The 12,377-nt window shown below is 54.2% G+C and carries 9 protein-coding genes; 5 read left to right on the forward strand and 4 right to left on the reverse strand.

Annotation, left to right across the window (positions count from 1 at the left end; translation table 11 throughout):
* Nucleotides 1-66 precede the first annotated feature (66 nt).
* The 3 genes from BUB22_RS09905 to BUB22_RS09915 form a co-directional block, all read right to left on the reverse strand.
* Nucleotides 67-2,400 (reverse strand): beta-xylosidase family glycoside hydrolase, encoded by a 2,334-nt coding sequence (locus BUB22_RS09905; protein WP_073114983.1) that lies wholly within the window; start codon nt 2,398-2,400, stop codon nt 67-69.
* A gap of 238 nt (nt 2,401-2,638) precedes the next feature.
* Nucleotides 2,639-4,297, reverse strand: coding sequence for a sialate O-acetylesterase (locus BUB22_RS09910; RefSeq protein WP_073114984.1), 1,659 nt, complete (start codon nt 4,295-4,297; stop codon nt 2,639-2,641).
* Between the two features lie 106 nt (nt 4,298-4,403).
* Nucleotides 4,404-5,084: a hypothetical protein gene (locus tag BUB22_RS09915; RefSeq protein ID WP_073114985.1), complete on the reverse strand. Its 681-nt coding sequence runs from the start codon at nt 5,082-5,084 to the stop codon at nt 4,404-4,406.
* A 147-nt stretch (nt 5,085-5,231) separates the two neighbouring features.
* Between BUB22_RS09915 and BUB22_RS09920 the strand changes: the two genes are divergently transcribed.
* The 5 genes from BUB22_RS09920 (at nt 5,232) to BUB22_RS09940 (ending at nt 11,822) form a co-directional block, all read left to right on the forward strand.
* Nucleotides 5,232-5,894 carry a DNA alkylation repair protein gene (locus BUB22_RS09920; protein ID WP_073114986.1) on the forward strand — a complete coding sequence of 221 codons (663 nt, stop codon included), beginning with the start codon at nt 5,232-5,234 and terminating at the stop codon, nt 5,892-5,894.
* Between the two features lie 320 nt (nt 5,895-6,214).
* The gene (locus BUB22_RS09925; protein WP_073114987.1) at nt 6,215-7,039 is read left to right on the forward strand and encodes a tetratricopeptide repeat protein; all 825 of its coding nucleotides are present in this window, start codon (nt 6,215-6,217) and stop codon (nt 7,037-7,039) included.
* A 92-nt stretch (nt 7,040-7,131) separates the two neighbouring features.
* Nucleotides 7,132-8,961 carry a hypothetical protein gene (locus BUB22_RS09930; protein WP_139258941.1) on the forward strand — a complete coding sequence of 610 codons (1,830 nt, stop codon included), beginning with the start codon at nt 7,132-7,134 and terminating at the stop codon, nt 8,959-8,961.
* A 1-nt stretch (nt 8,962) separates the two neighbouring features.
* Nucleotides 8,963-10,054 (forward strand): hypothetical protein, encoded by a 1,092-nt coding sequence (locus BUB22_RS09935; RefSeq protein WP_073114989.1) that lies wholly within the window; start codon nt 8,963-8,965, stop codon nt 10,052-10,054.
* Nucleotides 10,055-10,247: 193 nt separating this feature from the next.
* Complete coding sequence (locus tag BUB22_RS09940) at nt 10,248-11,822, forward strand: biotin attachment protein (protein WP_073114990.1); 1,575 nt, start codon at nt 10,248-10,250, stop codon at nt 11,820-11,822.
* 125 nt (nt 11,823-11,947) lie between these two features.
* On the opposite strand, the gene BUB22_RS16725 is transcribed toward BUB22_RS09940, so the two are convergent.
* On the reverse strand, nt 11,948-12,377 hold a 430-nt coding region (locus BUB22_RS16725; protein ID WP_217650370.1), incomplete at its 5' end, for a hypothetical protein.

Here is a 12,377-nt window from a genome sequence, read left to right on the forward strand (position 1 = left end):
ATATACCCCGCAGGGTCGAAAATTACCCGCGGGGTATAACAAACCATTGTCATTTTGTAAAAGGAATTACTTTGTTACAAGGACGCGGCGAGTCATGCCTGTTGCGGTCCTGATCAGGTACACGCCCTTCTCAGAAACCATCGCGCGCACCTTGGACTGGGCCTCGTACGTGCTTGTAGCATCTACGGTTCCCACGAGCGTGCCATTCAGGCTGAACACGCGATAGGTCTGCACGCCCTGCACGCCGAAGCGCACCTTCTGCGCAATATCAGTCCCGATGGGTTCCGGGTCCGTAGCGTCCTTGCCCTTCACGAACGTGAAGTAGTCGATATCAAGCCAGGCACCAGTAACCGTGAAGCGGAGCACGTGTTCGCCAGCAGGGAGCGTCACGTTGGCCTGCACCTTGTTGTAGTCGTCGTAATTCTCTTCGCCAGAACTTGCCGCAGGCACCGCGATTTCTTCGGTAATGTCCTTGCCATCCAGGGAGAGCTTGAAACTCGAGGTGTTGCCTGCAGCAGCGACAGCCGCGAACATGGTGTAATCACCCGCTTCCTTCACGTTCACAGTGTATTCGAGCCAGTCGCCTTCGCTGTTGTAGCCCACGATGATTCCGGTCGCCTTCTTGTAAAGGTCAACACCGGTACCTGCGCGGTAATCGCTGTCGCCGTGGTTCTCGGAATCGCCGTCATAGTAAGAGGTACCATCCTTGCCCTTGCCCGGCACGTCGAAGTTTTCGGCCTCAATCTTGCCCGGGAGCGCAACGGCGGGACAGTTTTCACCGGCGGCACAGAACGGAGTCTGCGGGACAGGTTCAGAGCCAGCGCCATCGAGGTAAATTTCATCGTTCGCATCAACACCGACCTTGAACCAGTCAAAGTCCGCATAGCCGCCCGCCTGCTTGGTCGCAAAGTTGAAGAGGCCCCAGCGCACGCCCACGAACATGTGCAGGTCGTAATTGAGCTTCACGTCGCTACCAATCTTTGTCCAGGTATTGCCATCGGTGCTGTAATAGAAGTATGCGGTACCGCGGTCAATCGGCAGGTCGAAATCGATACGCAGGTAAACCTTGGAACCCGAAATCGCCTTGCTGTCCTTCAGGCTTTCACCGTCCTTATTCCCGGTGTACATCACCACCTTGTAGCTGCCGCCATCTTTAGCAAGCGCCACAAAGCCCTTGTCATCTTGCAGGGCAACGAGGCCCGCCATGTCGCCATCCTTCATGCCGGTACCGTCGACAAGCGTACGGCCAGAACTCTTGGGGCCAAAGGAACGCTGGGTCAGGGTGTTCTTCGCATTCACCACGCGGCTATCGGTGCGGCTCGTAGTAATGCGGTAGAAGCCCGGATTTGCAGACAAGCTCCAGTTCTTGTTATCGGGATTGTGGTTGAACTGCCATTCAAGAGCAAGTTCGCTGGATTCAAAATCATCGCTGGTGACCATGCCATAGCCCGGGAGCGGGGATTCCGGCAGGTCAATCGTGGAGGGAGCCTTGCTTCCGCTGGTCGGAACCGGCCAGCCGTCTTTCCATTCCATCGGGACCAAGTGCGACATACGGCCGACCGGGCCGGAATCGCGGAACAGGAGGGCATACCACTTGCCATCGGGAGTATCAAAGATGCCACCCTGCGCAACACCGTTATCGGAGAGGAAATACCTTCCGCTAAATCCGGAGAGCAGGCTCTTGGAACGGTAAACGATTTCGCTACGGCTCTTGCCCGCCGGCCAGGAAATCGTGAACAGGTAGTATTCGCCGTTCACCTTTTCCATGTGCGAGCCTTCCTGCTGCACGTAGTAGTTGCTGGTGCCGGTCACCTGGTTCACGCTCACGCCGCCGAGCTTGCCGCTCTTGCCGCCGGCCTTCACGCCGCTCGCATCGTCATTGAGCTGCACGTAGCTAATCTGGTCGCCGCTGCCGTAGAACACCCACACGGTGCCGTCGTCATCGAAGAAGAGGGACGGATCGTGATAGAACGGGAGCTGCACTTCGCTCCACTGGCCGCTTTCCACGTCGGCGGTTTTGTACAGGTGAGTCTTGCCTGTCGTGTAGGACGGGGTCAGCACGTAGAAGAATCCCTTGTGGTAACGGATGCTCGAAGCCCAAGAGCCCTTACCATAGGCATCCTTGCCGCCATTCAAGTTCTGTTGGTCGTTGTTGGTGAGAGTCTGGTAGGCATACCCCACCGTGCGCCACTGGGCCAAATCCGTGCTCTTGAAGACGGGCACGCCCGGGGCAAAGTGCATGGTCGTCGTCACCATGTAGTAAGCGTCGTCAACGCGGACAATCGAGGGGTCCGGGCTATCGACGTACATAATCGGATTATTGACCGTAACGGCAAAGGAAATGCCGGTAAAAGCAGCAGCAGTGAGGGCTGCGCGAGTCAGAAGTTTGAAACATCCCATACAGAAACTCCTTATAACCCTAAAATTACCCTCTAAAAAGGCTTTTTTATAGGGTTCCGATATGTTTTCCATTGATATTTTGTCAATAGGAGACGCGTTTGACTAGGGAGGGGCGCGCAAAAAAGCCCCGGCTTAGCCGGGGCCCGATATATGATTAGGAGAAGACTATCCGTAGATGAAGCCGAGGGAAACGGCAATCACCATAAAGAAGACTATCTGCTTCACAATCCTGATTTCACTACTTTGCATAAACGCCTACCTTCCTGGAAACCATCCCGTTTGCCGTGTTGCCGCGGAGCATGTACACGCCGCCGCGAACCTTGAGCGCACCCGACTTCACGTAATCCATCGCGCTAGCCATGCCGCCCGCACTAAAGCGAGCCACGCGGTTGCCGCGAAGGTCGAACAGTTCAAAATTGCTCTCTGCTTCGGTCATGCCCAGGCGTACATCCTTAAATCCAAGAGGCTGTTGGGAGGAAACTTCCTTGAATTCCACGTAGTCGATATCAATCCAGTCGTTGGTTATTTCAATTTTCAGTTCGTGCTCGCCTGCCTTAAGCGAAGCCTTGCCACCATTTACGACAGAATACGCGTCAAATCCCTTGCCCTCGTTGACGATTTCATCGCCGATGCGTTCGCCGTCGATATAGAGCACAAAACCGCCCGTGCCGTTTTCACCCGCCACGTTGGCGGAAATTCCGTATTCGCCGTCGGCGGCCACGTTCACGGTGTACTTGAGCCATTCGCCCTTCTGGTTGTAGCCCACGACAATACCCATGTTCGGCTGGTAAATGTCCACATCGTCCTTGCGGAGCTTGCCGCCCTCGTTACCCTTGTTCAAATCGTAGTAGGCAACGTTTGCACCACCCTTGTTGTAGTTTTCGGCCTGCACCTTGCCCGGGATTTCAATCGGGTCGGTATAGGGTCCATATTCCTCGGGAGGTTCGTCAGGAACCGTAGACTGGCTCGGGTCCACCAGGTTTACCGGCGGGGCATCCGGGTCAATCGTCTTGTCGATAAGCTTGAGCATCTCGGAGCAGTAGCGCCTGCCAAGTTCAATCACACCCGCGCGCCCGAAGTGGTACGGGTCCTTGCCGTTACCCTGCAAGCCCTTCGATGATGCAAGCCCGAACTTCTTGAAGTTGTTCTTGAGCTGGGCAATGCCGCCATTCTTGCTTCCGCAGCAGTTGTTGCCTTCCTGGAGGAGTTCGCCGGCAACGAACGGAACCTCGTTCTCGTCGAGGTCGAGCGCGTCGATAATATCCTTGTAGGTCTTGTAGACAGTGCGGCGCCAGTTGTCGTCGGTGCCGTCGCTTTCGCCCTGGTGGAAAATGAAGCCCTTGATGACGCCCACTTCCTTAGCCTTCTTGGCGAGTTCCAGAATGCGTCCCGGAGGGTTGTTGTCGTAATCCTTGGGCCAGCCCCAACTCATGATGTCCTTGCCGTCACCCTTGAAGTAACTTTCATACTGGTCCTTGTCGAAGGCACGAATGCTCACCGCACCGATAGCGACCGGGATAATGCCCACGGTTACGCCCGGCAGGGAATCCACCATCGCACGGCCGAAATAGTCCGCCGGGGAGAGGTTCTCGAACGGGTGGAACATCGGGGGAATCGCGGTGTACCATTCGCCAGTCTTGATGGACTGGTTCGTCTTGCCGCTACGCTGGCTCGCGTTTGCGTTATGCGAGGCAAGCATCAGGAACTTTTCGGAATACTTGTCCTGGTCTTCGGCAGGGACGATATCGCCGTTACCGGCCATGTTGGACTGCCCGTAGGCAATATAAATATGGAAATTGGGGTTCGGGGCCGCAGTCGCGACCGTCGCAAGCATTAAAATTCCGCCCACGAGCCACAGCGCGATAGTCAGAATCTCGGAATACTTTTTCACATCCATAACACACTCCTTTGTCTTCTCTAAAATTACCTCCGAAAAAGGCGGAAATTTCATCAAAAAGGGGTGTTTTTATGGACAAAAAATCAATAAGGACGCAAAGATTTATTTACGGCAAGGGGTTCTTGCGGGGGCGTCCACGCGGGCGCTTTACGGGCTGTCCGTCGGCATCCACGAGGGGGCCGGGACCGTTCCTGCGGGCAAGTTCGGCACGGATTTTCTTGGCACGTTCTTCCATGCGGATACGGCTCAGTTCAGCCGCGGAATACACCTGCGCCTTCGCCGTATCGCTGGGCTTTTGCCCGAAAGACCCACGAAGCACGCGGCCCGAGGGCGGGACAGCCGGGGCAACAGCCTTCGGGGCTTCCGGCTTGGGCTCGACCCGAGGGGTTTCGGGTTCCACCGGCCTGCGGGTAACCGAGGTAAACAGCGATTCCAGCTTCTTGCGGGCCACGGAAAGCTTCGATGCCGGGCGGGAGGGCGTCTGTGCCGGAAAATCGCCCGCAGGCTTTACAGAAGCTGAAAAACTCGCGTAATGCCTCTTTTCTACGCGCGGGGCCCTCTTTTTGGCGTTTTCGGCGTAATTTGCGGCAATTTTCGACATCTCCGCACGCGAAATCCCGAGTTTTTTGTCCATGCGTTCACGCTTGGAGGGCCTGGCAGCCGCCCTGCGACGCCTGGGGGTATCTTCACGCCCCTCTTTTTGCAGGATTTCTTCATTGGAAGGGTCCCGAAGCTCCGGCGGAACCTCGATAACCCCACTGTCAAAAACCGTTTTTTCAGTACCCATATAGCCCCAAAAAATCAATTTTTTTGCTTGTCAAGAGTAATTTTTGTCATTTTTTTGCAAAATTGCAGAGAAAATTTAAAAAAAAATGAAAAAAAGTTTTGTCAAGGTCTAGAAAAAAATTTTTTTTAGGACTATTTTTGTGGGGTCATGTTAAGATTCACGCAAGATATACTACTCGCACTACGTGCCATCGCGAACGAGGAAGAAGCTCACGAGATGTCCAAAAAGACGCGCGAACAGTTCGATTTTCTTGGAGTCCGTCTTGTCCCCCGCCGCGAAGTCACCTACCCTATTTTTGATAAGAACCCGCCCAAAAACGATACCGAGCTAGTCACCCGGGTCGAAGACATGTGGTCGCAGCCTTATCGCGAAATACAGTATGCCGCTTGCGACTACCTCTTCCGCCATAAGGAAATGCTCGGTGGCCAGCACCTCAACTTCCTCAAGAAGTTGATCAAGACCCGCGCCTGGCGCGATACGGTCGACATCCTTGCATCTTGCATCCTGGGCGACCTCGCCCTCCGCCTGCCGGCACTCCGCACCAAGATTAGCTCGTGGATCCGCGACCCGAACATCTGGGTAAGGCGCAGCGCCATCATTTTCCAGGTGCAGTACAAGGACCGTACCGACTGGCCGCTGCTCAGGCAGTTCTGCCTTACCTGCGCAAAGGAAGACGACTATTATATCAGGAACGGAATCGGGCGTGCGCTTTCGGAATACGCGCGCATCAACCCCACCGAAGTGCGCCGCTTCGTGCAAGACAACAGCTTCGCCGAGCAGACCACCCAGGAAATCCTCCGCCTTATATAATAAAGAAAGCGCCGAAGGCGCCCACGCAAATATTCCGCAGTCATCCCCACCAAGGTGGGGATCTTTTTTATATGGCTAGTCTTTTTATTTAGTTTTTTTCTCAGGCTTATCCGTGCGTAGCGGGAACACAAACCGCCCTTCAAGCACGCAGCCCTTCGCACCCGGGCAGCATTCCTGTTTCCGCTTATCGCAGAACGTCTCGCGCAAATATTTGCATTCCCAACTCATACTAGATAATATAGTATAAAATGGTTTTTAGTCATTAGTCATTGGTCATCAGTCATTGGTTGTTAGTTATTTAAAAAACTATATTATGTAATATGGCTAAAGTAGTACAGATTACCGCTGAAAATTTTGAGACCGAGGTCATCCAGGCCTCCGAGACCCGCGCCGTCGCGGTGCTTTTTTCCTCCGCAGAATACCCCGACTGCGCCCCCTACTCGCAGTTGATGGGCCAGCTTTCCACCAGCATGGACTTTACCCTCGGGGTGGTGAGTTGCGACGACCGCGCAAACATGCAGCTCATCCAGGCGTTCCGCGTGCAGTCCGTGCCGGAGGTGCACGTGGTGGACAAAGGCCAGATTGCAGATGTCATCGCGGGCGTATTGCCCGAAGCCGACCTGAAGAAGCGCCTCGAGAAGTTCTTTATCTCGGACGAGGCCCGCTTCCAGACCGCCCTCGAAGACGCTATTGCCCAGAAGAACTTTGACCAGGCGCTCCCGATGCTCGACGAGGCCCTCGCGAAGACCCCCGACGACAAGAAGTTGCAGTTATTGTGGGCGAAGGCGAGCCTCGGCATGGGCGACACCGAGAAGGCGAAAGCCGTGCTCCAGAAGTTCAACGAGGGCGATGACCAGTACCGCGAGGCAAAATCCCTGCTGGAACTCCTCGACTTCCACGCCGAAGCCGCGAAGAAGGATGTCCAGGGCAAGGAAGCCATCGTGTACCACGAGGCCTGCAAGCTCGCCTGTGCCGAAGAATTTGAAAGCGCACTCCAGGCGTTCCTTAACTTGTTCGTAGAAGCACCCGAATGGAACGACGGCGCCGCAAAGAAGGCGATGCTTACCTTGTTCGGGGTACTCGGGCCCAAGCACGAACTCACGTGGAAATACCGCGCCAAGCTCAACACGATGATGTTTATTTAGTGGTCATTGGTTATTGGTCATTAGTCATTAGTCATTGGTTATTGGTTTTTTGTAGTTTAGTGTTGTGCGTTTGGGGTTTATAAGGAGGAGTCATGGGTAAATTGGGTATAGCACGTTTTCTCGCGGCAATGCTGCTACTTGCGGGCACCGGGAACGTATTCGCAGAAGGAAGCCTTCATTGCTTGTTCGACACGAAGGAGTGCGAAGACTACGCGGATTCCTCCACCATATATCAGGTTCCCGATTCCATCAACACGACCCTGCAGGTGGAACTCGACCGCGACACCTCCTTCGTGTTCTACGGCTCCATCGAGAAATTCGATGTCGAAGCATACCTGAACCCATACCAACAGGGCGGGCCAACCGAGCAACTCGGGCACAGCAAATACGGCAACACCGTCTTTGGCGACAGCACCAGCGAGCAAGACAAGGAACGCTTTGCCGCATGGGCCATGCCGCATATCGATACCATAAACGCAAGGCTTGAATCCGCACCGAAGGACCTGCAGACAACCTTCCGCGCGGTAGCCCCGGATATCGACTACGCATTGCTGAAACTGACCTACAACGTGAAGAAGGTCTATGACCGCAGCACAAAGAAGTGGGTCGCTCCGGCGGATAGCCAGAAGACATACACCCGGCAGATTCTTGTCCGGAGGGGCGTATTCGTGGTAACCGACCCGATTGGCCTACGGGCGAACAGGTCCGCCATCCGGGCAAATTCGCAGTACGACAGAATCTATACGAGCAACGGAAACTCCACGATTGTCGACGAGAAAAAGCTCGATTCCCTCGACGCGTTTGCAAGCAGACGCGGGACTTTCGTGCCGCAGGCTTTCGTCGTGGAAGTCATCAAGAACATGTCACCCATCTACATGTCCCGCATACAGCAGGCACTTGTAGAGGGCAACAAGGACGTCCTCCGGAAAACGGTCGCCCTGCTCGATTCCTTCTCCACCAAGGCAGAAGGCTCGTTCGTCATCGGCCCGGTACTGAATCTCAGTTGCCAGACGCGCCAATTCATGAACTTCTACCTGGGCACATACGACGACAACCTGCAAGGCAACCTGGATTGCATATCCACTTCCCTTGACAACAGATCGAACGACGGCCTGATATATGTAATGCTTCGCGATTCCCTCAAGGCCATGCACCAGTCCGGTGAACTCGAAAAGAACCTCGCCAGCCTCCCCTCCGGAGACAGGGCATTCTGGCGGATTGTCATCGCATCGCTCTCTGCAGACCAGGACAAGACGAACACGCTCGTAAAGGCGAACGTCGACAGCATCAAGAAAATCGAGCAGCGCGACTTTGTGCTCAAGAACTACTACAAGGAAGCCACCCTGAGCAACCTGACGGCACAAGTCGGCTTGGGTGCGGGGCTAAGCCTCCCGCTGGGAGACTCGCGCGACTACTTCCCCACCGACTGGACACCCTACCTGTGGCTTGCCTTCACCTACAGGGGATTCGACATCGGGTACTCCATACACAGCATGAGCAGCGACGACCTGACCGACTCCACGTTCGCGGAAGCGATGTACATAGACATGCTCCTTGGGTACAGGACCTTCAGAACCTCGCATTTCGAGCACCGCATTATGGCGGGCCCCTCCGTCATTTTTACCGATATCAGGCTGAAGGACCCTCCCGATTCAAAAGACGCCGTACTCGAAGAAGAGACTCTCTGCAGGTACAACGTCTCGACATCCCTGGACTTCTACTTTAGCGGCATCAAGGTCGATGACCCGGATGACAAGCGCGCCATGAACAAGGGACACGGTCGCTTGGGCCTCCGCCTGCTGGTTGGATACTCAGGTTACGCGACGGATCTTTTCAAGAATGCGGACGGCGGAAACTTCTATGCAACCCTGAGCCTTGTATTCCAGGGCTACGGAAGCAGGCTCAAGAAATACGGGGAGTAAAATGACGATGCGATTCATTCCCTTTCTAATCCTCACGCTGGCGTTCACGTACGCCCTTGCGCAAGATGCCGCAGGCGAAGAGAACTGGGGCTGGGGCGGCGAGGATTTTCCGAAGGAGTCGTTCCGCACGGTCGCAAACAACACCCCGAGAGTCCCGCTATTCGACGAGGCTCTTGGGGAACGCCTGCTCAACAAGGACTTCAAGTTTATCGCGAATGCCGACTCCGTAAGGGAAGCCGCAGAAAAATCCCAAATAGCATACCGGTACGCTAGCCAGTACCAGTGGAACGCAGAACGGGCAGAGTTTTTCAAGAACGTCTTTGCCTACCTCAATAGCGATGCCTGGGAACAGGACCTTGAAAAACTCCCCGAAGGGGATGCCGCTTTCATTAGGATTATCGTCTACGACGCATTTTTCAACAACGTAGACAGGCGTTACGCACAAATTCAACTTTCCAAGATTACGGATGAAAAACAACTCAATTACCTGAAAAAAATCTACCACATAAAAACCGAAGCAGAAGAACTCCATAATGGTCGCCTGCTATTGGGATTCGGCGTCGGAGCGAACTTCTTTAGCAACGGTGCAGACGATATAGTCAAGAACGCTCCCTCGGTCGACATGAACATAGGCTACTGCATTTACGGGAGGTACTGTACCGACTTCCACATCGGAGGAATCAAGTGCGACCTCAAGGAAGACGTGGTGCAGGATGGCTACACCTACTCTGGGAAGGATATCTCTTACACCACCATCGAAGGCCTTTTCAGGGTCAACGTGTTCACCTCCTACGACTACGACCTCGCTGTCTTTGGCGGGCTCAGGCTCCACGCCCTCGAAATTGACAGCAAGACAGACGAAAAGTACAAGGAAAAGTACGGGCGCACCATGGACGACTTCTATTCGTTCGGGTACACCACGGGCATTATGGGCGCCAAGTATTTCGGTGGAGGCAATGCCGCGCCTAAAATCTTCGGTGTCGGCGCACGCATAGGGGTAGCCACCTTCGGGGATACCGACCTCAATATTACCGGGTACAACTGGTACGCCACCCTGAACGTCCTCGTAAGGGTCGGAACGTCCGAGATGTAGGCCAGCAGGCTTATTATAAAAGCAATTATTATAAATATAATAATCATCATTTTAGGTCTACTAGCGCCCTTTTCCAACCCATTTTTCCCTCATTTCCTAGTAACGAATAACTAGCAACTAGCAACTATTTCTATCTTTTGCCCCGTATTTTATTGTACAGTAAAACAAGGGATTTATCCCACAAGGAAACACTATGAAAAAGATCAAGTTCCAGGATACCTCGTTCCGCGATGGTTTCCAGTCTATTTTCGGTGCCCGTGTCTTCGCGAAGGACTTCATGCCCGCCGTCGAAGCTGCCTGCAAGGCCGGCATCACCCACTTTGAAGCTGGTGGTGGCGCCCGTTTCCAGGCCCTTTACCAGAACTGCGGCGAAGACGCCTTCGACATGATGGACGAATTCCGTCGCGTCGTGGGCCCGAACGTCCGCCTGCAGACCCTCGCCCGCGGTATCAACGTGGTGGCCCTCGCCCCGCAGCCGCGCGACATGATCAAGCTCCATGCCGACATGTTCAAGAAGCACGGCATGACCCGCATCCGTAACTTTGACGCCCTCAACGACGTGAACAACCTCATCTACTCCGGCAAGTGCATCACCGACGCCGGTCTGGAACACGAAGTCGTCGTGACCATGATGGAACTGCCTCCGGGATGCGACCTCAACGCCGCCCACAACCCGGAATTCTACGAACGCATCCTCCGCAACATTTTGGACGCCGGTGTTCCGTTCGCTTCCGTCTGCTTCAAGGACGCTTCCGGTACCACTAACCCGACCAAGGTGTACGAGACCTTCAAGCGCGCTCGTAAGCTCCTCGGCGACAACGTCGAACTCCGCATCCACAGCCATGACACCTGCGGTACCGGTGTGGCCCAGTACAAGGCCGCTATCGAAGGTGGCGCCGATGGTGTTGACCTCGGCCGCAAGCCGCTTTCTGGCGGTACGGCTCAGCCCGACCTGTTCTCCATGTTCCACGCCCTCAAGGGCACGGAATACAAGCTCGCCCTCGGTGAAGACAGCATCGTCGACGACCACATTCCGGAACTCATGGAAGCAAACAACGTCGCCGTCGAATGCCTCAAGGACTACAACTTCCCGCCCGAGGCCCGCCAGATTACGACCGACGTGATCTTCAGCCCCATGCCGGGTGGCGCTCTTACCGCCAACACCCTCATGATGCGCGAAACCAAGACCTTCCACCTGTTCCCGAAGGTTATCGAGAACATGAGTGAATGCGTCCGCCGCGGTGGCTTTGCTTCTTCCGTGACGCCGGTTTCCCAGTTCTACTTCCAGCAGGCCTACATGAACACCCTGAACCAGGCCGCAGGCCGCGGTACGTGGTTCAAGATGACCGAAGGCTACGGCAAGATGCTCCTCGGTTACCAGGGCAAGACTCCTTGCGAACCGGATCCGGAACTCGTGAAGATTGCTGCCGACCAGTTCAACATGAAGCCGTTCAAGGAAGCCTATCCGGGCATCCAGTGCGCCGAAGAAATCTTGCCGCCGGGCATCCCCGCCGCCAAGAAACTCCTGGAAGAAAATGGTCTGCCGGTTACCGACGAGACCATCTTCATCACGGGCTGCCTCCAGACGAAGGCTGGCAACAAGGGTATCGAATTCCTCAAGGGCAACCGCCACATTGGCGTGCCGAAGAAGGACCCGAACGCCGCTCCGGCAGTGGACACCAAGAACATGAAGGCCGGTGCAACGAGCACCTACCGCATTGCCCTTGGCAACCAGAGCTGGGACGTGCAGGTCAGCACGCTCAAGTAATTTGCTTCTGCGCAAGAACTGCTCGAATTTCGAATAAGTTCAGCGCAGGTCACAAACAAATTAAAAGAAGTTCCGCAGATGCGGGGCTTCTTTTTGTTATAGCGAAGAATTATGTTTACGCCCTATTAGAATGGTTCGCACAAAGGAATCCTTGCATTGCATTTTTTGCCCTCCGCATAATCATAGTGAACTTGATTGTATTCGCCTTTCACCTTTAAGCAACTGTTGCTGTCAACAACCTGGATATTTAAAGTCCCATTTGATGTAAGTTCAAAAAAGCTACTGTCTTGAAAAGATACTCTAATAGCTGATGAGGTAATACTTTTTTGTGGATTTGGAAGCCTCCCGATGATATTATCGTCGTTACAGTCTTCGAATATATCTAAAGCCATGTGATAGTGAATTACTCTTTTGAATGTTCGTCTAGACAACGATAATTCATAAATACCATCGTCATCAACGATTAGGCAAGTCTTTTTCTGTAAATTCATGCACAAAAAGCAGATTTTTCCATTTCCTTCTCGGTTAAGTAAGCTTTTTCTTCCATCCATTCCT

This window comes from Fibrobacter sp. UWCM, from assembly GCF_900129735.1.
Lineage (GTDB): Bacteria > Fibrobacterota > Fibrobacteria > Fibrobacterales > Fibrobacteraceae > Fibrobacter.